The following is a 21,817-nucleotide window of genomic DNA, read 5'->3' as shown; positions in this document are numbered from 1 at the left end:
AACCTTTAGGTTTTCTGTGGTTTCTTTCTCGCAGCCGGAAACAACACATTGTTCAAAATCAATCGGAAACCCGGTGACGTTGGATGTAAGTCTAGCACCGTTGGCTCATCGCCTACTCTATGCTGGTAATCTTCCGGATCGTGACCACCGTAAAACGTAAAGAAACCTTTTCCTTTTTGACCATGAATGTAACGGGCTTCGTCATTGAGTTCGTTTTTGCCTAAAGTCAATACATTCGATTTGATCAATTCGCTGTCGAAAGCCGTGGTTTGGCCCATAAAACCTTTTACTAATTGGGTATGGTTTTGGCACAACATGCTCGGAATGACATCCCATTTGGCGGAAAACTCCATTAGTGTGAAATAGTCTTTTTCAAAGGGAATGCGGCGTTTCTCTGTCATGTCGATGTCGGAGAACTCATAATGTTCCGGTTTTCGGTCTAAAATAAAATTCTTGAATGCAAAAGTTTTGTTGTAATCTATTTGAGATTGGTAATTGGCATCGCTGTTGTCGCCGTCAAACATCGGTTCGCAAATGTCAACTCCTTCCGCTGAAAGCGCAATATCAAAACTATCAGTTGCGGAACACATGGCAAACATAAAACCGCCACCAATTACAAAATCGCGTATTTTTTTGGCCACAGCTAATTTCTCTTGGGCTACTTTACCGAAACCTAATTTAGCAGCCAACGCTTCAGATTCCTTTTTTTGTTCGATATACCAAGGCGCATTTCGGTAAGCACCGTAAAATTTACCGTATTGACCGGTAAAGTCCTCGTGGTGTAAGTGCAGCCAATCGTATAAAATCAATTGATCGCTCAACACTTCTTCATCATAAACCACTTTAAATGGTATCTCAGCATAGGTTAAAACCATAGTTACCGCATCGTCCCAAGGTTGTTTTCCCGGTGGTGAGTATACAGCAATTTTCGGAGCTTTTTCTAAAACTACGGTTTCCATATTTTGTGACGGGCTGGAAATATCGTCTAATATCGATTGCATTTCGCCATCGGACAAAACTTCAAAACTCACACCACGGATTTGACATTCTTTTCGGATTTCGGGTACATCGGGCAATAAAAAAGAACCACCGCGGTAGTTGAGCAACCAACTCGCCTTATACTGTTTGTCTAAAGCCCAATAAGTAATGCCGTATGCTTTTAAGTGATTTTTCTGCGCTACTTCATCCATAGGCAGCAACAAAAAGTTAGCCTTAACGGAAAAGGAAAGTAACATTATGAAAATAAAGATTGACTTTTTAAACATTTGCAGCAATATTTTAACCAAAGATAACAGATTTACCTGTGAAAATAATCATAAAAAAATCCCGACTAAACGGGATTGTATTTTTTTAAAATGGTACATCGCTATCATCGTCATTGGAATTGATATTGCTTCCGAAGGCTTCATTCGCTGACGGGAGATTTTTGGTAAAAAACGGATTGTCATCGCTGTTCATTCTTGAAGGCAAATCGTCGAAAGTACTACCGTATTCTTCAAGATTGTCAAATTTACCTAAGTTTCCGATGAATTTTAAACGGATATTTTCCAAGGAACCGTTACGGTGTTTGGCGATGATAAACTCGGCCTGACCTGCGGTTGGTGATTGCTCTTCATCGTCCCATTCATCAATCTTATAGTATTCCGGACGGTAGATAAACGATACGATATCGGCATCTTGCTCAATGGCACCTGATTCACGTAGATCGGATAACAATGGTCGTTTGCTTGAACCACGCGTTTCCACGGCACGCGACAACTGAGATAAGGCAATTACCGGTACTTCTAATTCCTTGGCTAATGCTTTGAGGTTCCGTGAAATGGTAGAAATTTCCTGTTCACGATTACCGCCGCCTTTTCCGTTGCTTCCGCCTGCGGTCATCAATTGAAGGTAATCAACGATAATCATTTTGATGCCATGCTGGGAAGACAAACGACGCGCTTTAGCTCTTAAATCGAAGATTGAAAGCGAAGGTGTATCATCGATATACAAAGGCGCTTTTTCTAAATCTTTTACTTTGGTAGACAATTGTTCCCACTCGTGTTTTTCGAGTTTTCCGGTTCTCAATTTTTCCGAAGACAAACCTGTTTCCGAAGAAATCAAACGGGTAATCAACTGCACGGAAGACATCTCTAATGAGAATAAAGCCACCGGTGCGCCGAAATCAATAGCCATATTACGTGCCATTGATAATACGAAAGCCGTTTTACCCATACCCGGACGAGCCGCAATGATGATTAAATCTGAGGGTTGCCAACCTGAAGTGACTTTGTCCAATTTATCAAAACCGGTAGCTATACCGCTTAAGCCTTCTTTGTTGGCTATTTCTTCGATTCTTTTTTTGGCTTGGATTACCAAACTTTGAGCCGTTTCGGAACTACGTTTAATATTGCCTTGGGTTACTTCGTAGAGTTTGGATTCGGCTTTGTCCAATAAATCAAATACATCGGTTGATTCGTCGTAAGATTCTTCAATGATTTCCGAAGAAATTTTGATCAAGCTTCTTTGGATGTACTTCTGTAAAATAATTCTCGAATGGAACTCAATGTGAGCCGAAGAAGAGATTTTTTGGGTGAGTTGAATCAAGTAAAAATCACCACCGGCCAAATCGAGTTTTCCGTTCTTTTTGAGTTGGGCCGAAACTGTTAACAAGTCAATAGGTTGAGAATCTGTGAATAACTGAAAAATAGCCTCGAAAATATGCTTGTGAGCGTCTTTGTAAAAAGCATCAGGTTGCAGGATATCGATTACCTCATCCACCCCTTTTTTGTCTATCATCATCGCGCCCAAAACCGCTTCCTCTAAATCGAGTGCTTGCGGCGGGAGTTTTCCTTTTTCTAAATTGATAATCGTAGTTTTATCCACTTTTATCGGGTTCATATTTCTGAGATTTTCCATGAAACGAAAGTAACCAATTTGGGCTAATGAACGAGATTGAGTTATTCAAAAACGATGTTTATAAGTTTGTTTTTTTTGTTGATAACCCAAAAAAAATCCGAAACCATAGGGCTTCGGATTTGGGTTAAATTTTGTGAGAATTTATTCCTTGAATTCGCCCATTTTGCTGTATTTATCCATCCTTTGCGACACTAATTCGGCTGTTGATAAATCTTTCAACTCATTAAACGCTTTCATAATATATTGTTCAACTGTTTTGAATGTGGTTTCTTTATCGTAATGAGCACCGCCAAGAGGTTCGGGGATTACATCGTCTACCAATTTCATTTTCTTCATGTCGGAAGAAGTCAGTTTTAAAGCATCTGCAGCTTGTTCTTTGTATTCCCAACTTTTCCAAAGGATAGAAGAACAAGATTCGGGAGAAATAACCGAGTACCAAGTGTTTTCCATCATTAACACACGATCACCAACTCCAATTCCTAGAGCGCCGCCTGAAGCACCTTCACCGATAATGACACAAATGATGGGTACTTTTAGACGAATCATCTCTAAAATATTTCTGGCAATGGCTTCTCCTTGTCCGCGTTCTTCAGCTTCCAACCCGGGAAAGGCTCCCGGAGTATCGATTAAAGTGACTACAGGAATGTTGAACTTTTCCGCCATTTTCATTAAGCGCAAGGCTTTGCGATACCCTTCCGGACTGGCCATACCGAAGTTGCGCAACTGACGCATTTTAGTATTGATTCCTTTTTGTTGTCCGATAAGCATAAACGACTGACCGTCGATTTTACCTAATCCACCCACCATGGCTTTGTCATCTTTGAAATTTCTGTCGCCAAACATTTCGAGGAATGTACCTTTGGTTAGGTTGGTTATGTGTTCTAAAGTGTATGGTCGGTTTGGATGGCGAGACAACTGTACCCGTTGCCAAGCGGTGAGGTTTTTGTAGATTTTTCTTTTAGTTTCCTCTAATTTTTTTTCTATTTGTTTGCAAGTATTGGTCACATCTACATCAGATTCCTGACCGATTAACTGGCATTTATCTAGCTGATCTTCTAATTCCTTAATAGGGAGTTCAAAATCTAAATATTCCATAGGTTGTTAGTTTTGTTTAATCGAATAGCAAATATAAAATTTTATATTGTGATAAAAAGCAATTCCGGCAGATTAGTTTTAAACAAATGAGTACCTGAATAATGCTACTCTTTAATGGCTTTACGGCTCTTAATAATCGCATTTAAAAGAACGGTTAACAAGATAATAACTGCTCCGATATAAAAGCCGAGGCTCATTTTTTCTTTATCCTCAAAAATTATAACCGCTAAAATAATCCCGTAAATGGGTTCTAAATTGATGGTAAGCATCACAGTGTACGGACTTAAAAACTTCATTACAGCGGTTGAAGCGATGAAAGCATAAGCAGTACAAACCGAACTCAGAATCAACAAATACAGTAAGTTTTTCATAGATAACTGAAAAAACTCCACTGAAAAACTGCCGAAAAACAGCAATAAAAAAGAAAAGAAAACCACACCGCCACTAAGTTCATAGAAAGAGATTACAGTAGCATCGTATGTTTTGACCAAACGACTGTTGATTACAGCAAACAAAGCCGATAAAAACGCAGAAGTCAATGCTGTTATGATGCCTAGAAAATAATTGCCTTCGACATTGAAAATAATATACAAACCAACAATTACCAATAAACCAAAGAATACTTCATAGGGTACTATTTTTTTTCCGTATAAAACCGGTTCTATGATGGAGGCAAACAAAGCACCGGTGGACAAACAGGCTAGTGTAATAGAAACGTTAGAGATTTTGATGGCATGAAAAAAAGTAAACCAATGCAGGGCAATGATTAATCCGGAGAATAAAAATTGCAGTAAAACTTTTGTTGGTACCTTTAATGGTAGTTTTTTGTAATAAATGAAAATGGCTATAAACCCAACGGCAAACAACATTCTGAACCAAACCAACGGCAGTGCGTCTAAAGTAATCAGCGCTCCAAGTATGGCAGTAAATCCCCAAATGAAAACAATCAAATGAAGATGCAGATAGCTTTTCAAGTTATCGCTTGGCATTGCGCAAGAGGTAAAAGGCTAATAATCCGAAGACAATATTGGGTGTCCAAACAGCTAGTAATGGTGGCGCAGTAGATTTTTCAGCTAAAACTCCGAAAACTTTATCCAAAAAAACGAAGGCAAAAGCCAATACAATGCCTATGGCTAAATTGGCTCCCATTCCGCCACGGCGTTTCATGGCTGAAACCGCAACCGCAATAATGGTTAAAATAAAGGCCGAAACCGGAATACTGTACTTTTTGTAAAGTACCACCAAATATGTATTGATGTTAGAAGAACCTCTGGCTTTTTCTTTATCGATAAACTTATTGAGTTCATTTAAAGGTAATGTTTCAGCTATGTAAACCACCGGTGTTAAATCTTCTAAATCAAAATTAAAAACGGTGTCTTTTTTTTCGGCAGATTCAATGATATCGCCCATAACACCCACTTTTCGTTTGGTGTAATTGAAAAGCGTATAATTTTTCTCTTTTTCATTCCACTTGATCCTGCTGGCAATGAGTTTGTATTTTAATTGATCCCCTTCAAATTTTTCCATAGAAAAGTTGAAAGCCGTTTTGGAAATCTCATTAAAATTGCTGACAAAAATATACTCATCTTTACTGATTTGTCGAAATACATCCGACTTGTCTCTTACTTCATTTCTTCCGTTACCTATGAGATAATTGTATCGGAAACTTTTAAAACCGGCACTGGCACTTGGCACTAAAAAAACACTCATGATTAAGGCAAAAAAAGAAACTATCGTTGCCCCAATGATATAAGGTCGCATAAAACGACTAAAAGAAATTCCTGAACTTAAAATGGCTATAATTTCTGTATTATTAGCTAATTTAGAGGTAAACCAAATTACAGAAAGGAAAAGAAAAATGGGGAAAAGTAAATTGGCAAAATATATCGTAAAATCGAGATAATACCACGCAATTTCTTTGAACGGAACTTTATTTTCAATCATGCGATTGACTTTTTCCGATACATCAATCACTATACCTATAGGGATAAACATCAGCAACATTACAGAGAATGTAACTAAGTATCGTTTTAAGATGTATTTATCAATTATTTTAAGCATTGTTTTGGTTTCGGGTTTCAGGTTTCAAGTTTCAGGTTAAAAACTTGGAACTTCAAACAAAATTATAATCGTTGACTCATTTGTTTCACCATCATGTCTTTCCAGGCTCTGAAATCTCCGGCTAAGATATGTTTTCTGGCCTCTCGAACCAACCACATATAGAACCCTAAATTGTGAATGGTTGCAATTTGTTTGCCCAAAAATTCATTGGCAGCAAACAAATGTCGCAGGTAAGCTTTGGTATATTCGGTATCCACAAAAGTGTGTCCCATTGCATCAATTGGAGAAAAATCATCTTCCCATTTTTTGTTTTTGATATTGATGGTACCGTTAGCAGTAAACAACATTCCGTTTCGGGCATTTCGGGTTGGCATAACGCAATCGAACATATCAATACCCAAAGCTATATTTTCCAAAATATTAATTGGTGTTCCAACTCCCATTAAATATCTCGGTTTGTCTTGTGGTAAAATAGCCGTAACCACTTCGGTCATGGCATACATTTCCTCGGCCGGCTCACCAACAGATAATCCTCCGATGGCATTGCCTTGAGCACCGGCATTGGCGATATACTCGGCTGATTGTTGGCGCAAATCTTTGTAAGTGCTTCCTTGTACTATGGGGAAAAAAGTTTGGTCGTAACCGTATTTTGTCGGCACTTTTTCCAAATGCTTGATACAGCGATCCAACCAACGGTGTGTCATGTGCATCGAACGCTGGGCATAGCGATAATCGCACGGATAAGGCGTACATTCGTCGAAAGCCATAATGATATCGGCACCAATGGTACGTTGGATTTCCATTACATTTTCGGGTGTAAATACGTGGTAAGAACCGTCGATATGCGACTTAAACTTTACGCCTTCTTCTTTGATTTTTCGGTTGGCTGAAAGTGAATAAACTTGATAACCACCGCTATCGGTTAGGATATTTCTATCCCAATTCATAAACTTATGCAATCCTCCGGCTTTTTCTAAAATATCGGTTTGCGGACGAAGGTATAAGTGGTATGTATTTCCGAGAATGATATCGGGATTGATTTCTTCTTTTAATTCGCGTTGGTGTACACCTTTCACAGATGCTACTGTACCAACCGGCATAAATATAGGGGTTTCAATTACACCGTGATCAGTTGTAATGCTACCGGCACGCGCACTTGAATTAAGGTCTTTGGCTAATAAATCAAATTTCATATAACTCTTTTACAGTCGGCAAAGATAAAAGATTTCGGTTTCAGGATTTAGGATTTAGGATTTTATTTAACAGAGATTATTAGCCTTATTTTAACTTGAAAATTTTTATTGACAACCCCTTAATAACTTGTTACAAAATCATTTGCCTTCCTATAAAATTAGAATTACTTTTGAGCCATAATTATACATCCTATTTATAATGTCAAACACACAACATTTACAAGATTTTACAACCCAAGTCAGAAGAGACATTCTTCGCATGGTACACGCAGTAAATTCGGGACATCCCGGAGGTTCATTGGGCTGTGCCGAATTTTTTACCGTATTGTACCAACACCAAATGCAACGCAAAGCCGGATTTGATATGGATGGTATTGGAGAAGATTTATTTTTCCTTTCTAACGGACATATTTCGCCGGTTTTTTACAGCGTTTTGGCGCGTAGCGGTTATTTCCCTGTAGCAGAATTAGCCACTTTCAGAAAACTAAATTCTCGTTTGCAAGGACATCCAACTACACATGAAGGATTGCCAGGAATACGAATGGCTTCGGGATCATTGGGACAAGGTTTATCGGTTGCCATTGGAGCCGCACAAGCTAAAAAACTAAACGGTGATGCTCATTTGATTTATTCACTTCACGGAGACGGCGAATTACAAGAAGGCCAAAATTGGGAAGCCATTATGTATGCTTCTGCCAAAAAAGTAGATAATTTGATTGCTACCATTGATTACAATGGCCAACAAATTGACGGTTCGACTGATGATGTTTTGAGTTTGGGGAATTTAAAAGCCAAATTTGAAGCTTTTGAATGGGACGTATTGGAAATTAAAGAAGGGAATAATATTGACGCTATCATTGCCGGATTAGCCGAAGCTAAAAGCAGAACCGGAAAAGGAAAACCGGTTTGTGTCCTTTTGCACACTGTAATGGGGAATGGTGTTGATTTTATGATGCACACGCACGCTTGGCATGGTAAAGCACCAAATGACGAGCAATTGGCTAACGGATTAGCACAAAACAATGAAACTTTAGGCGACTACTAAGACTATGAAAAAATACACAAACACAGGAAGTAAAGATACCCGTTCCGGATTTGGGGCAGGAATGACCGAATTGGGACAAAAAAATGAAAATGTTGTGGCGCTTTGCGCCGATTTAATTGGTTCGTTGAAATTTGACGATTTCAAAAAAAATCACCCGGAACGTTTTTTCCAAGTGGGAATTGCAGAAGCAAACATGATTGGAATAGCTGCCGGATTAACCATAGGCGGTAAAATTCCTTTTACCGGAACCTTTGCTAACTTTTCTACCGGAAGAGTTTACGATCAAATTCGCCAATCGGTAGCTTATTCAGATAAAAATGTGAAGATTTGTGCTTCACACGCTGGTTTAACTTTAGGAGAAGATGGCGCTACGCATCAAATTTTGGAAGATATCGGATTGATGAAAATGCTACCCGGCATGACTGTAATTAACACTTGTGATTACAATCAAACCAAAGCTGCTACTATTGCTTTAGCTGACCATCACGGTCCTGCTTATTTGCGTTTTGGCCGTCCGGTTGTGCCTAATTTTATGCCGGCAGACGAACCCTTCGTTATTGGAAAAGCTATTATGCTCAATGAGGGAACCGATGTTACCATTATAGCTACCGGTCATTTGGTTTGGGAAGCTTTAATCGCAGCCGAGGCTTTAGAAGCCAAAGGAATTTCTGCTGAAGTCATTAATATTCACACCATTAAACCTTTAGATGACGAAGCGATTTTGAAATCGGTTGCCAAAACCGGATGTGTCGTTACGGCTGAAGAGCATAATATTTTAGGAGGTTTAGGCGAAAGTGTTGCCAGAGTATTGGCTTTGAATACTCCTGCTCCTCAGGAATTTGTTGCCGTCAATGATAGTTTTGGAGAAAGTGGTACTCCTGAACAACTAATGGAAAAGTACAAGTTAAATCACCAAGCCATAGTTGTTGCTGTTGAAAGAGTCCTGCAAAGAAAATAAAAACAATCCATAAAAAAAGCCGCTAAAATTAGCGGCTTTTTTTATTATTAATGATGACAAAGATTTGACAGATGCCTTTTCTTACCATCACTACAAAGCGGAATGTCTGCGAATGGAAAAGGATCATTTGTTAAAGGATTCTTGATTTCACTAGCTGTGGTGAAGAAATCACCATCATCATCTATATCTAAGAAATCAGGTGTACCATCGCCATCAGTATCGTCAGGATTATCAACATCTTCTTCTAAAATTCTTAAGTATCCGTCTGGTACACCATTAATCGTTGTTACAGAACCATCCGCATTTACAATAGCAGAATTGTGGTCTTCCAAATAAGAAAGAATACCATCATTATCATTATCAACTCTTTGAATCTCATATAATTTAAAACTAAAAATTAGTGGAGAATATCCGGGAATTGATCCTGTAGAATTATTGAAGTATCCCAATCCTGAAGGAATAAACATAACACCGGCTCCAAAATTAGAATAGGATAAAGTTCCATCGGGGTTAGCACTATAACTTCCGGTTTTAAACTTCGGAAGGATTTCAGACCAACCTTTGATTAATGTTGATAATGTTAAATAACTTTCAGGCGTAATAGATTCTTCAAATTGTTTAAGGGTTAATGTTTCCACTTCAACCTCATTAACAGTTTCTTTTTTAGTGTAAATGTAACTTCCTCTATATGAGGTTAACACTCGATCTAAATTACATGGTGAGTTAGTGTTTGCTCCAGAACCTTGTCGCAATTGCAGGTAATAAATTTTATAGGTAATATCATCTTGGGCCACATAATGGGCTTGTAAGGGATAAATTGTTTGGTTCCATACAGAGGTCTGGGTACCACCTTCAGGAATTTCATAAAATGATACGTCTTGATCTTCTGTATTCCCTGCATTATTGGTTACTTCCATATAATGCGTTTGCAAAAACTCTTCGATATTGGCTAAATCAGTAGCATATTGTTCAGCATAATCGCGCTTTGGAACTACGGAATTACCGTCTCCTTTAGAACAGGAAACAACAAAAGAAGCCACAACAGTAAAGAAAGCTACTCTAAAAAAATTATTCATTTTTATTCTATTTTTGAGGTCGCAAGATACAATATTGATTTATTTTTGTGAAGTATTTAACGTTGATTTTGGAAAAAAAATGAGAGTAGATAAATATCTTTGGTGTGTGCGCTATTACAAAACCCGAAACATGGTAACAGAAGCCTGCAGAAAGAATCAAATAACCGTGAACGGTCAGGTTGCCAAGCCCTCTCGAGAAGTTTTTCCTATGGATAAAATTACTTTCCGAAAAGATCAAATCATTTATTCAATCTCTGTTTTAGATATTCCGTTAAATCGAGTGGGTGCTAAATTAGTTGACATTTACAGAAAAGATGAAACGCCTGCTGAAGCCTTTGCCCATTTGGAAATGCTGAAACTATCAAAAGAGCATTACCGAAAAACCGGTGTGGGTAGGCCTACCAAAAAAGACAGAAGAGATTTGGAAGATTTTGAATTTGACTTTGATTTGGAAGAATAATTTGATTTTAAAAAATAAAACTTAACAAAATGATAAAAAATATTATTCTTAACCATCAGGAGATAGAACATAAAACCAGACGAATTGCCTATCAGATTTATGAAACCTTTGTTGATGAAAATGAAGTTGTATTGGCCGGAATTGCTTCAAACGGTTTTTTATTTGCTCAGAAAATAGGACAGATTCTCAATGAAATAACTGACTGTAAAATTATTTTGTGCGAAGTAAAGATTGATAAAACCAATCCTTTTAGCGCCATCACAACTTCCATTAAAAAAGAAGAATACGAAAATAAATGTATTGTACTGGTAGACGATGTACTAAACTCGGGAACAACTTTAATTTATGGTGTCAAGCATTTTTTAAATGTTCCGGTAAAAAAATTCAAAACAGTAGTTTTAATTGATCGCAATCACAAGAAATATCCGGTAAAAGCGGATTTCAAAGGACTTTCACTTTCTACCTCTTTGAAAGAACATGTGCAAGTGGTTTTTGAAGACAACAATGACCATGCCTATTTAGTTTAATTTTTGCAAGATTTCATCGGCTACAGCTTCCGGAGTTTTTTTATCTACGCTTACAGTATAAGTGGCTTGGTGGTAAAAATAACTGCGATCAAAAAGGTTTTTTGCAATAAACTCTTGTAGTTCTTCTTTGCTTTTTTCAGAAACCAAGGGTCTGCTTTGAGCATTTAAAAACAGTCGCTCTCCTAAAACTTCAATGGAAGCTTTCAAATAAATTGAAATTACATTAGGACCGTTTAACAACAAATGATTGTTACTGTAACAAGGTGTGCCACCACCTGTAGCTATAACTAAAGAATCCTGACTCTCCATCCACTTTTTAAATTCTTGGTGTTCTTTCTTCCTAAAATAAATTTCACCGTGTTTTGAAAAAATCTCACTAATCGTTAAGTTTTCATTTTTTTCAATCATTTCATCTAAATCTAAGAAAGGAATTTGCATTATTTCGGCCAATAATTTACCAATAGTCGACTTCCCTACAGCCATATATCCAACCAAAACTATTTTTACCATTTCAATAAAACCTTATAAATTAAGCCCTTACAGACCATCCTTGAAAAAAGGCAAATTTATAGTAAAATTGCTTTGAAATATAAATAATAAGGTCTTATATTTGCACCCGCATTCAAGAAATGAAATTGACTCGATAGCTCAGTTGGTAGAGCACAACACTTTTAATGTTGGGGTCCTGGGTTCGAGCCCCAGTCGGGTCACTTTTTTTATTTCATTTTGCACCATTGACTCGATAGCTCAGTTGGTAGAGCACAACACTTTTAATGTTGGGGTCCTGGGTTCGAGCCCCAGTCGGGTCACAAAAAGTTGTTCGCCAAGCGGATGACTTTTTTTGTTTTCGGGCCACGTGGAGAAATTGGTAGACTCGCCATCTTGAGGGGGTGGTGTCGCAAGACGTGTCAGTTCGAATCTGATCGTGGTCACAAATCAATTTATTAAAGCACTCTTATTGAGTGCTTTTTTTTTGAAAAGCTACTAAAACCTTGCGTTTCCTACCCTATTACTCTGTCCGATAAGTAATTCACTCATACAATTACTGTTTTTTTTGGAAAGTTTTGGTGTAAAAAGACACTTGGTAAATTTATTTTACTAATTTTGTTTAATAAATTTAATAAAAAGATGAACAATATCAAAAGTGTGTTTAGTATCAAAGACTTGGAAAACCTATCCGGAATAAAAGCACACACTATCAGAATTTGGGAGAAAAGATACAATGCACTCGAACCCATGAGAACGGAAACCAATATCCGAATGTATGATCTTCAAAATCTTCAAAAGCTTTTAAACATAACCTTACTGCACAATCACGGTTATAAAATATCTAAGATTTCAAAACTCTCAGAAGAAAGGATTCCGCAGTTGGTGAATGAAATTATTTCTGAAAAAAGTGCAAAACATCATGCAATAAGTTCTTTTAAAGTGGCTATGATGAATTTTGATCAAGCATTATTTTTCAATACTTACAATAAATTACTTTCTGAAAAATCATTTAGAGATGTGTTTTATGAAGTTTTTATACCCTTAATACAAGAAATAGGATTATTGTGGCAAACCAATACCATTAGTCCGTCTCACGAGCACTTTATTACTTATCTCATCAAACAGAAGATTTTAACCAACACCGAAGTAGTTCAGTCTAAAGAACCAACCAAATCCGACAAGGTTTTTGTATTGTACCTTCCTATGAATGAAATCCATGAATTAGGATTGATGTATTTGAATTACGAAATTTTAAATCACGGTTATAAAACTATATATTTGGGTGAAAGTGTTCCAACAGAAAGTTTGAAAGATTTAAAAAAGCATTTTGACAATATTGTCTATTTGTGTTATTCAACGGTTGAACCAACCAAATCTGAAATAAATCCGTATGTAAAAGAATTACAAACAGAAATTATGGATGATTCGTCACAATTATGGCTAATTGGTAGAATGATTGAATTTGTAGAACCCAAATTAGTAACAGAAAAAACGCTTACCTTTAGCAGCATCAAAGAATTAGTAGAATTTATATAGACAAATATTTTTTTATTGTTTAACTTTTTTCTATCTTTGTTAAACAATATGAAGAAGCAAATCAAAATAATAGGTTCCGGATTCTCATCGCTGGCGGCGGCGTGTTATCTTGCTCAACAGGGGAACGAAGTTACTGTATACGAAAAAAACAGTACTATAGGCGGAAGAGCACGCCAACTTAAGAAAGATGGTTTTACATTTGACATTGGTCCAACTTGGTATTGGATGCCCGATGTTTTTGAACGTTTCTTTGCAGACTTTGGCAAAAAACCTTCTGATTATTACCATCTTATCAAACTCAATCCGGCTTATCAAGTTTATTTCGGCGAAAAAGAATTTGTTACTATAGCCGATAATCTTCCGGAAATCATAGCGCTTTTTGAATCCATTGAAAAAGGAAGTGGTAAAAAACTAGCCGAATTCATGAAAGAAGCCCAAAGCAATTATGATATCGCTATAAAAGATTTAGTGTATCGTCCAGGCGTTTCTCCAATAGAATTGGTAACCTTAGAAACGGCCAAAAAAGTCAATCAATTTTTTGGGAACATTTCCAAAGATATCAGACGTAGATTTAAAAGTACCAAATTGATTCAAATACTCGAATTTCCGGTGCTTTTCTTAGGAGCAAAACCATCAGACACGCCATCTTTTTATAGTTTTATGAACTTTGCTGATTTTGGTTTAGGTACTTGGCATCCTAAAAACGGTATGTATAGCGTGATTTTAGGTATGGAAAGTTTGGCTAAAGAGTTGGGCGTAACCTTTCAACTGAACGCCAATGTTGAAAAGATCGTTGTTGAAAACGGTCAAGCCAAGGCAATAATTGTTAATGGAGAAATTGTGAAAGGTGATATTATTTTGAGTGGAGCAGATTACCATCATAGTGAAACCTTGCTAGAACCTAAATACAGAGCTTACTCAGAAAAGTATTGGGAAAGAAAAACATTTGCCCCTTCTTCCCTCTTGTTTTATGTTGGTTTTGACAAAAAAATTGACAATGTAGAACACCACTCATTGTTTTTTGATGTTGATTTTGATGCCCATGCTGCAGCAATTTATGACACTCCGGAGTGGCCTAAAGAACCTTTGTTTTATGCCAGTTTTCCATCAAAAACAGATGACAATGCGGCGCCCAAAGGAAAAGAAGCCGGAATTTTTTTAATTCCTTTGGCACCCGGATTAAAAGACACTGCTGAATTGAGAAACCGATATTTTGAAAAAATAATCAATCGTTTTGAAAAACTAACACAACAAACTGTAAAAGAAAACGTTATCTTTAGAGAATCTTTTTGTGTAAATGACTTTATTAAAGATTACAATTCGTACAAAGGGAATGCATACGGGTTAGCCAATACCTTACTGCAAACTGCTTTTTTAAGACCTAAATTGAAAAGTAAAAAAGTTAAAAATCTATTTTTCACCGGTCAATTGACTGTTCCAGGACCCGGAGTTCCACCTTCATTAATTTCGGGTAAATTGGTTGCTGAACTTATTGAAAAAAATTAAAACACAAGATTCTATGAAATCAATTTTTGACACTGTATCTTTCGATTGCAGCAAAAACGTAACCAAGTCTTACAGCACTTCTTTCTCTGCTGCAGTAAAAATGTTGGCACCAAGCATACGCCAAGACATTTATAACATTTACGGTTTTGTGCGATTTGCCGATGAAATTGTGGATACTTTTCACGATTACAATAAAGAACTTCTTTTTGAAAGATTTGAAAAAGATTTAGCAGATGCTTTGGAAAATAAAATCAGTTTGAATCCGATTTTAAATTCATTTCAACATACTGTAAACAAATACCAAATTCCGAATAGTTTGATTGCCGCTTTTATGAAAAGCATGAAATTGGATTTACACAAAAAAGAATACCAAACTTTTGACGAATACAACGAATACATTTATGGCTCGGCCGATGTGGTTGGTTTAATGTGTTTAAAAGTTTTTGTAAACGGCGATGATAAAAAATATGATGAGTTACAGCATTCGGCTATGCGATTGGGTTCTGCTTTTCAAAAAGTAAATTTCCTTAGGGATTTGAAAGCTGATTTTGAAGATTTAAACAGAACGTATTTCCCTAACACTGATTTGTCCAGATTAGACGAACAATCGAAAAATGAAATCATCAAAGAAATTGAAGCCGATTTCCAAATGGGTTTTGAAGGCATTTTAAAATTGCCGTTAGAAGCCAAATTTGGGGTTTACACCGCTTTTATTTATTATAAAAAGCTCTTGTCTAAATTAAAGAAGACGCCTTCGATGGAAATTAAAAATACCCGTATCAGAGTGCCTGATTATGAAAAAATAGGCCTATTGGCAAAATGCTATGTAAATTATCGTTTAAATTTATTGTAAGTTTATGTTACTACATATTATTGTTTTCTTAGTTACTTTTTGCGTCATGGAATTTATGGCTTGGTTTAGTCACAAGTATATCATGCATGGATTTTTGTGGAGTTTGCATGCCGATCATCACAAAAAAGACCACGATTCTTGGTTCGAACGCAATGATGCTTTTTTTATTTTTTATGCCGTAGTAAGTGTTGGATTCTTTTTACTTTGGCAATATGACATTTTAGAGGTCGGTTTAGCCATAGGTTTGGGAATTTTCGCTTATGGATTAGCTTACTTTACGGTTCACGACATTTTTATTCATCAACGCTTTAAGTTGTTTAGAAATGCAAATAACCGCTATGCCAAAGCCGTTAGAAGAGCACACAAAATGCACCACAAACACATTGGCAAAGAAAAAGGGGAATGTTTTGGAATGTTAATCGTTCCGCTAAAATATTTTAAAAACTAAAAAAGTCCCGAGAATTCGGGACTTTTTTATCTTCTTATTTTAACAAACCTTGCAGTGGTTTTAACTGCTCCATATCAACTTTTGCACTTTGCAAAACACTAATCATGTTCATAATGTTGTTTGGATTCATATCGTTGCCTAAAATTCGGACTACAGCAAAACCGTTGTCCTGATTTTTGGCATAAAAGATAAACTCATCGATGTCGTCATCTTCGCCGACAAAACTGACAGAAGCGCCATCTTTTCCGGAACCAACCCACATCAATTCTTGGTAATCCTGACCTTTTAAAATAGTCCCTAGCTTTTTAGTTTCAGATTGATAAAGTGACTTATTCTTATCATTCGATTTAAAAACTAGGATGTTCATTTTGTCGAATGATTGCAAGGCCGTTTTTTGCTCGGGTGTCAACTTAACCTCATCTACATTAATGATGCTTGGAGAAACATCCAACATCACAAAATCTTTCTTTTCAGAGTTTTCTACAAAGTACTTTTGCAGACTAGGCTCGTTACTACAACTCATTAAAAATAAAGAAACTAAAACAGCGGTGAAAAAAGCGAATCTCATAATTGATTATTTACTGCCTTTCGGACCTTTGTTTCCTTTTGATGCTTTTTTTAAATCATCGCCGCCGGGTAATTTCATTTTTTCGGTTAAAACAGAAAGTTCGTCTAAATCAAAATTCCCGGTTAATGACATTAATACGGTTTCTTCGTTACCCGTGCCGTCAACAAACATCAGCAATTCTTTGATTTGAGAATCAGTGGCACCCGATTTTACGTAAATCTTCACACTTTTCCCTTTGTCGGTAATGCGCATCAATTCTTCCATCGCGGCAGATTTCAAATACTTATCAGCAGTCGCTTTCATTTCGGCAGCTTTCACATCACTTTGAGTAGCAAAAACTTTAAGGTTCTCTAATTTTTTGATCAAATTAACGTATTGCTGTGTTTCTTTGTCTTCCACTTTCATTTTGCTCAAAAGGGCAAACATCTTTTTGTTTACTATTACGGTTCTGATTTTTTCTTGGTCTTCAAATTTATCAAAGACACTTTGACCGAATACAGTATTGGTTATTACTAAAAATAACAGACTTAAAAGCATTTTTTTACTCATGGTTAAAAAATTGTTGTTAGGGTATTTGTTGATTGTTGATTTCATAATTTCTTGATTTTTTTATTTAAAAATGATGTTTTTTGACTGTTCATATTCACTTAAATAGTTCATACTTCCTATACCTTCGTTTACACTTTGTGAGATCATCTCCAGCGCTTTTTGCGTTTCTCTGAAAGCCACCTCAGGATCATCATAAGTACCGTAATTTTCGTTTACGGGCTGATTATAATGATTAAAAGTAAACAAACCTACACTTAACAAAACTACTACAGAGGCAGCAACAGATATCCAAACAACAAGATTACTCTTTTTACTGTTTAAAGAAACTGCAGCGGTAAACTCTTCTTGCTTTGCTTGAGCAGTGTAACCAAATATAGCCTTGTATTGCTCTAAAGGCGGAGCAACATTTTCGGAAGAAAAATAGGCCTTTAACTCTTTTTCTTCTGCTAAGGTGGTTTCTGCTTCGAAGTATTTCTCTATTAATTTTTCAATTCTATCCAATGCCATAATGATGGGTTTTTATCATGGTTTCTCTTATCAACTTTCTGGCTCTGGACAAGGCGGTTCTGATAGCCGACTCATTCATGCCCAAAATATCACTAATCTCTTCAAATTCCATTTCTTCAATGTCGCGCATTTGCACTATCAACTTTTGCTGCTCCGGTAGATCATTCATTATTTTCTCAACCCATTGCCAAGTATCTTTGTCTTCTACTTGCTTTTGCAAACCTGCTTCTTTGTCGGTAAAATTGTTATGCACAATTCGCATATTTCCGGCGCGTTTCGATTTCAGTTGGTCCAAACAATAGTTCTTCGTCATAGTCATCGCTACAGCTTCAACACTTTTATAATCGTCTAAATTTTCGCTTTTATTCCACAATTTCACCAAAACTTCTTGAGTAGCATCTTCGGCTTCTTCCGTACTGACCAACAAACGTTTAGCCATTCGGAAAACTTTATCCTTGAAAGGATTGACCAATTGCATAAACTCTTTTTGGTTCATTAAAACGACATTTGGTTAACGGTTATAAAAGCAAGACGAGTCATTATTTTTTTTGTTACAAACAAATTACAAATAATTAATCTAAACTGATTAAATTTACGTTTATTAATTAAAAACTGCTATGAAAAACTTACTTAAATCTGCACTATGGTTATGCTTATTAGTTTGCTCTTTCAGCTGTACCGATAATGACGACAATCCGGTGCCAACAGGCTTGGAGATTAATGATTTTGTATGGAAAGGCATGAATTTGTACTATTTATGGCAAGCTGATGTTCCTGAATTAGCAGACGACCGTTTTGCAACTCAAAACGAACTCAATACTTTCTTGGATGGTTTTGAGGATCCGACAACCTTATTCAATGCCTTAAGAGTTGATAACTCCATCGACCGTTTTAGTGTCATCTACAGCGATTATTCAGTATTAGAAGGAGCGCTTTCAGGCAATACACTCAACAATGGAATGGATTTCGCATTGCGATACAAAACCGGCAGTACAACTGATATTTATGGTTGGGTTCGTTACATCATTCCTAACTCAGACGCTTCGACCAAACCTATCCAACGCGGCAATATTTTTTACGCCATCAATGGTACTCCGCTAACGGTTAATAATTATAGAAGCTTGCTGGCCAATGAAACTTATACCATTAATTTAGCTGATTACGATGGTGGCAATATTACACCCAACGGACAATCGGTATCACTTACCAAAACAGCATTGTCAGAAAACCCGATACTGTTGAGCAGTGTTATCAACGAAGGCACACACAATATTGGTTATTTAATGTACAATGCTTTTTATTCCAATTTTGACAACCAGTTGAATGCGGTTTTCGGTACTTTTCAAGCCCAAAACGTAACCGATTTAGTAATAGATTTACGATATAATTCAGGTGGTTCTGTTAGCACCGCCACCAAATTGGCCAGCATGATTACCGGACAATTTACCGGACAACTTTTTGCCAAACAGCAATGGAATGCCAAAGCGCAAAGCTACTTTGAAACCAACAATCCGGGAAGTTTAGAAAATAGATTTGTGGGCAACCTCAATAGTTTAAACTTAAATAAAGTTTACATTTTAACTACTAGCGCAACTGCTTCTGCCAGCGAATTGGTGATTAATTGTTTAAAACCTTATATTACCGTTGTGCAAATCGGAACTACCACAACCGGAAAAAATGTAGGTTCTATTACCTTATATGATTCCCCAACTTTTGCCAAACAAAATGTCAATACTCGCCATAAATATGCCATGCAACCGATTGTTTTAAAAATTGTAAATAAAAATGGTTCAGGAGATTATACTTCGGGTATAGTACCCGGAACTGTTTTGCCGGAAAATTTAGAAAACTTAGGCGTTTTAGGAAATCCTGAGGAGCCTTTACTGAACCAAGCTATCAATCAAATTATAGGCAGCGGCAGAATGACTCAGCCGATACCAAGCAATATTCAGCCCGACTTTACCGATGCCAAAGCGATGTCTCCGTTGAAAAGCGAGATGTACATTGATCGAAGATAGAAAGCAAAAAAAAAAGGCTAACCCTAAAAGTTAGCCTTTTTTAACACAAAAAATTTAAACCTGTTTCAATGTTATAAAACAATGTTTATCCCCAACTTGAAATTTCTTCCTCGGGTGGAGTAACCGATATTTTCAGTAAACGCCTCATTAAATAAGTTAGTAGCTGTGGCAAAAACTGTCGTTCTTCCTTTAACCAATTCGTATTGGGCCAAAAAGTTTACCAATTGGTAAGCATCCAATTTTACGCCGGTAACACCAAAAGTATTGCCATCAAAAAACACATCGTTTCTGGCATCAAAGTATTGATAATTGATATTGAACAGTGTTCTGTTATTGGGTTGAAAATCCAAACTTGCATTGGCTTTGTGTTTTGGAATCAATCGGTCTAAAGCTTTATCCACTTGGGTAAAAGTATAGTTGGCGTTTAACTTTAATTGTGAAGTGACTTCATAGGCAACTTCTGTCTCAACTCCTTTGGCTTTATTGGTTCCGTTGATGTTAATATAATAAGCTTCAAACGTGTTGGCATCGTAAAAGAAATCGATAGAATTGGTTTGGTCACGATAAAATGCAACAGCTTCCAATCTCAGTTTTTTCGACAACCACTGGGTTTCGAATCCTGCTTCTGCAGTGGCATTTTTTTCAGGCGTTAAATTAGCGTTGCCAAATTCAGAATAGAGTTGGTACAAACTCGGTGTAATATATGCCGTGCTGTAGGAAGCAACTAACTTTAGTGGAAAACTCGTTTTAAAACTATAGGACGGATTAAAATTGTAAACGAAATTATTGCCATAAGCACTATGGTTATTCAATCGAGCTCCGGTATTAATATTCAAACCGAAATCGAAATTATAGACCAAAGTCGAATACCCGTCGAGGATGTTAAACTTAGTGGATTGGTTTTCAATATTGCCGAAAGGCGTTTCGCTCAACATATCGTTGAACTGATAATTCACACCCAAAATCACCGCAAAACTTTTGTTGATATTGTATTTGTTTACTCCGTCAACCACTACATTTCTTGACTCGTAAACGGAATAATCCGTGGTAGCTGAAAAACTGTTGAACTCTTGATAATCGCGAACGATTTTGTTGAAACCCGAATGCAACACAAACTCGCCTTTGTTGTATTGAAATTTTGGCGAAAACCCAAAGCGAAACTGTTCAGAAGTGGTCGTGTTGATGTTGGTGTCATTAAAACCGGTATTGTCGAAAGTCAAGTCGTAGCCGTTTTTCAATCGGTCGTAATTCCCGAAAAAATTTAAAGTAAGTTTTTCTGTCGCTTTAAATCCGAATTTAGCGATAGCATTTTGACGTGAAAAACGATCTTCTTCGTATGAAACTAAAGTATTCGGTGCTGCAATTTGTGACATATTTCCGGTTTCGGTACTATTAAAACCGGCAAAGTAATTGACTTTTTTGAAGTTACCGTTTACCGAAATTCCTTGGTTAAAATCCTGCCCATTGTATTTTTTATTGTCAGCAGTGTTGTTAGAACCTATGTTGAAATAAGCATTGCCTTCGATAGTTTTCTTGGTTCCTTTCTTCAATGTGATATTGATTACACCGGTGGCTGCACCGGTTCCGTATAAAGTACTGGCAGCGCCTTTCATCACTTCGATGCTTTCCACCTGCTCTACCGGAAGTAAACGCAAATCGTACTCCAAACTGATTCCTGAAGCATCAGTTACCGGAATACCGTCAATTAAGATTAATACTTGTCGGTTTTTACCGCCGCGAATGTAGTAGCCTAAGTTTTTACCGTTGGCCGATTGGTTGCCGTTGATTTCGACTCCGGTGACTTGAGACAAGACCGTGGCCAAACTTTGACCGGTTTTCTTTTCCAAATCTTTGGCAGAAATGACTTCGATGATTTTTCCCGATTTTTCTTTGCTTTGTGCAAATTTGGTATCCGAGATTACTACTTCCTGCAAAGGATTCACTTTTACGGAATCCTGTTCTTGCGTCCAAGCACAAGTTGCCATCAATGCGAAGAGTGCACTGATTGTACTGTTTTTTTTCATTTTAAA

At 36.8% G+C, this 21,817-nt stretch carries 22 protein-coding genes and 3 tRNA genes; 12 read left to right on the top strand and 13 right to left on the bottom strand.

Annotated elements, in window-relative coordinates:
- Positions 1 to 5 precede the first annotated feature (5 nt).
- From ACIQ32_RS00230 to tgt, 6 genes are all read right to left on the bottom strand, one after another.
- A complete protein-coding gene (locus ACIQ32_RS00230) occupies positions 6 to 1,265 on the bottom strand; it encodes an asparagine synthetase B (RefSeq protein WP_396193624.1) in 1,260 nt (419 codons plus the stop codon).
- Between the two features lie 85 nt (positions 1,266 to 1,350).
- The gene (gene dnaB / locus ACIQ32_RS00225; protein ID WP_396193623.1) at positions 1,351 to 2,898 is read right to left on the bottom strand and encodes a replicative DNA helicase; all 1,548 of its coding nucleotides are present in this window, start codon (positions 2,896 to 2,898) and stop codon (positions 1,351 to 1,353) included.
- A 141-nt stretch (positions 2,899 to 3,039) separates the two neighbouring features.
- Positions 3,040 to 3,993, bottom strand: coding sequence for an acetyl-CoA carboxylase carboxyltransferase subunit alpha (locus ACIQ32_RS00220; protein ID WP_396193621.1), 954 nt, complete (start codon positions 3,991 to 3,993; stop codon positions 3,040 to 3,042).
- 104 nt (positions 3,994 to 4,097) lie between these two features.
- Complete coding sequence (locus ACIQ32_RS00215; RefSeq protein WP_396193620.1) at positions 4,098 to 4,982, bottom strand: DMT family transporter; 885 nt, start codon at positions 4,980 to 4,982, stop codon at positions 4,098 to 4,100.
- Positions 4,969 to 6,054 carry an LptF/LptG family permease gene (locus tag ACIQ32_RS00210; protein ID WP_396193619.1) on the bottom strand — a complete coding sequence of 362 codons (1,086 nt, stop codon included), beginning with the start codon at positions 6,052 to 6,054 and terminating at the stop codon, positions 4,969 to 4,971. Before ACIQ32_RS00210 ends, ACIQ32_RS00215 begins: the two co-directional genes overlap by 14 nt.
- A gap of 62 nt (positions 6,055 to 6,116) precedes the next feature.
- Positions 6,117 to 7,247, bottom strand: a complete 1,131-nt coding sequence (gene tgt / locus ACIQ32_RS00205) for a tRNA guanosine(34) transglycosylase Tgt (protein ID WP_396193618.1) — start codon at positions 7,245 to 7,247, stop codon at positions 6,117 to 6,119.
- A gap of 199 nt (positions 7,248 to 7,446) precedes the next feature.
- Between tgt and ACIQ32_RS00200 the strand changes: the two genes are divergently transcribed.
- Positions 7,447 to 8,292, top strand: a complete 846-nt coding sequence (locus ACIQ32_RS00200) for a transketolase (RefSeq protein WP_396193617.1) — start codon at positions 7,447 to 7,449, stop codon at positions 8,290 to 8,292.
- A gap of 4 nt (positions 8,293 to 8,296) precedes the next feature.
- Positions 8,297 to 9,250 carry a transketolase family protein gene (locus tag ACIQ32_RS00195; protein WP_396193616.1) on the top strand — a complete coding sequence of 318 codons (954 nt, stop codon included), beginning with the start codon at positions 8,297 to 8,299 and terminating at the stop codon, positions 9,248 to 9,250.
- A 47-nt stretch (positions 9,251 to 9,297) separates the two neighbouring features.
- On the opposite strand, the gene ACIQ32_RS00190 is transcribed toward ACIQ32_RS00195, so the two are convergent.
- Positions 9,298 to 10,326: an FKBP-type peptidyl-prolyl cis-trans isomerase gene (locus ACIQ32_RS00190; RefSeq protein WP_396193615.1), complete on the bottom strand. Its 1,029-nt coding sequence runs from the start codon at positions 10,324 to 10,326 to the stop codon at positions 9,298 to 9,300.
- Between the two features lie 79 nt (positions 10,327 to 10,405).
- On the opposite strand from ACIQ32_RS00190, the gene ACIQ32_RS00185 reads away from it, so the two are divergent.
- Positions 10,406 to 10,786, top strand: coding sequence for an RNA-binding S4 domain-containing protein (locus ACIQ32_RS00185; protein WP_396193614.1), 381 nt, complete (start codon positions 10,406 to 10,408; stop codon positions 10,784 to 10,786).
- 29 nt (positions 10,787 to 10,815) lie between these two features.
- Positions 10,816 to 11,313, top strand: a complete 498-nt coding sequence (locus ACIQ32_RS00180) for a phosphoribosyltransferase domain-containing protein (RefSeq protein WP_396193613.1) — start codon at positions 10,816 to 10,818, stop codon at positions 11,311 to 11,313.
- Here the strand turns inward: ACIQ32_RS00180 and ACIQ32_RS00175 are convergent.
- A complete protein-coding gene (locus ACIQ32_RS00175; protein ID WP_396193612.1) occupies positions 11,305 to 11,823 on the bottom strand; it encodes a shikimate kinase in 519 nt (172 codons plus the stop codon). The two genes, ACIQ32_RS00180 and ACIQ32_RS00175, sit on opposite strands and share 9 nt — an antisense overlap.
- Positions 11,824 to 11,950: 127 nt before the next feature.
- Between ACIQ32_RS00175 and ACIQ32_RS00170 the strand changes: the two genes are divergently transcribed.
- The 7 genes from ACIQ32_RS00170 to ACIQ32_RS00140 all read left to right on the top strand — a co-directional run bounded on the left by ACIQ32_RS00170 (position 11,951) and on the right by ACIQ32_RS00140 (position 16,145).
- Positions 11,951 to 12,023, top strand: a tRNA-Lys gene (locus tag ACIQ32_RS00170).
- Positions 12,024 to 12,049: 26 nt separating this feature from the next.
- Positions 12,050 to 12,122 (top strand) — tRNA-Lys (locus ACIQ32_RS00165).
- Positions 12,123 to 12,163: 41 nt separating this feature from the next.
- A tRNA-Leu gene (locus ACIQ32_RS00160) sits at positions 12,164 to 12,245 on the top strand.
- 196 nt (positions 12,246 to 12,441) lie between these two features.
- Entirely contained in the window at positions 12,442 to 13,338 is an 897-nt protein-coding gene (locus tag ACIQ32_RS00155) for a MerR family transcriptional regulator (RefSeq protein WP_396193611.1), read from the top strand.
- 48 nt (positions 13,339 to 13,386) lie between these two features.
- Positions 13,387 to 14,844 carry a phytoene desaturase family protein gene (locus ACIQ32_RS00150; protein WP_396193610.1) on the top strand — a complete coding sequence of 486 codons (1,458 nt, stop codon included), beginning with the start codon at positions 13,387 to 13,389 and terminating at the stop codon, positions 14,842 to 14,844.
- A gap of 13 nt (positions 14,845 to 14,857) precedes the next feature.
- Entirely contained in the window at positions 14,858 to 15,697 is an 840-nt protein-coding gene (locus tag ACIQ32_RS00145) for a phytoene/squalene synthase family protein (RefSeq protein ID WP_396193609.1), read from the top strand.
- A 4-nt stretch (positions 15,698 to 15,701) separates the two neighbouring features.
- Positions 15,702 to 16,145, top strand: a complete 444-nt coding sequence (locus ACIQ32_RS00140; protein WP_396193608.1) for a sterol desaturase family protein — start codon at positions 15,702 to 15,704, stop codon at positions 16,143 to 16,145.
- Positions 16,146 to 16,179: 34 nt separating this feature from the next.
- On the opposite strand, the gene ACIQ32_RS00135 is transcribed toward ACIQ32_RS00140, so the two are convergent.
- The 4 genes from ACIQ32_RS00135 to ACIQ32_RS00120 are packed head-to-tail and all read right to left on the bottom strand — an operon-like array spanning position 16,180 to position 18,265.
- Entirely contained in the window at positions 16,180 to 16,713 is a 534-nt protein-coding gene (locus ACIQ32_RS00135; protein WP_396193607.1) for a DUF4252 domain-containing protein, read from the bottom strand.
- A gap of 6 nt (positions 16,714 to 16,719) precedes the next feature.
- On the bottom strand, positions 16,720 to 17,262 hold the full coding sequence (locus ACIQ32_RS00130) for a DUF4252 domain-containing protein (protein ID WP_396193660.1): 543 nt from the start codon (positions 17,260 to 17,262) through the stop codon (positions 16,720 to 16,722).
- Between the two features lie 60 nt (positions 17,263 to 17,322).
- Positions 17,323 to 17,769: a hypothetical protein gene (locus tag ACIQ32_RS00125; RefSeq protein ID WP_396193606.1), complete on the bottom strand. Its 447-nt coding sequence runs from the start codon at positions 17,767 to 17,769 to the stop codon at positions 17,323 to 17,325.
- Entirely contained in the window at positions 17,756 to 18,265 is a 510-nt protein-coding gene (locus ACIQ32_RS00120) for an RNA polymerase sigma factor (protein WP_396193605.1), read from the bottom strand. Before ACIQ32_RS00120 ends, ACIQ32_RS00125 begins: the two co-directional genes overlap by 14 nt.
- Positions 18,266 to 18,386: 121 nt before the next feature.
- On the opposite strand from ACIQ32_RS00120, the gene ACIQ32_RS00115 reads away from it, so the two are divergent.
- Positions 18,387 to 19,787, top strand: coding sequence for a S41 family peptidase (locus ACIQ32_RS00115; protein WP_396193604.1), 1,401 nt, complete (start codon positions 18,387 to 18,389; stop codon positions 19,785 to 19,787).
- Positions 19,788 to 19,858: 71 nt separating this feature from the next.
- Here ACIQ32_RS00115 and ACIQ32_RS00110 read toward each other — a convergent pair whose 3' ends face one another.
- A complete protein-coding gene (locus ACIQ32_RS00110; protein WP_396193603.1) occupies positions 19,859 to 21,811 on the bottom strand; it encodes a TonB-dependent receptor plug domain-containing protein in 1,953 nt (650 codons plus the stop codon).
- Positions 21,812 to 21,817 lie beyond the last annotated feature (6 nt).

The sequence above is a fragment of the Flavobacterium sp. genome (genome assembly GCF_044373165.1).
GTDB lineage: Bacteria > Bacteroidota > Bacteroidia > Flavobacteriales > Flavobacteriaceae > Flavobacterium.
The sequence above is the reverse complement of the archived record's forward strand: the minus strand, read 5'-3'. Positions and strand labels throughout refer to the sequence as shown.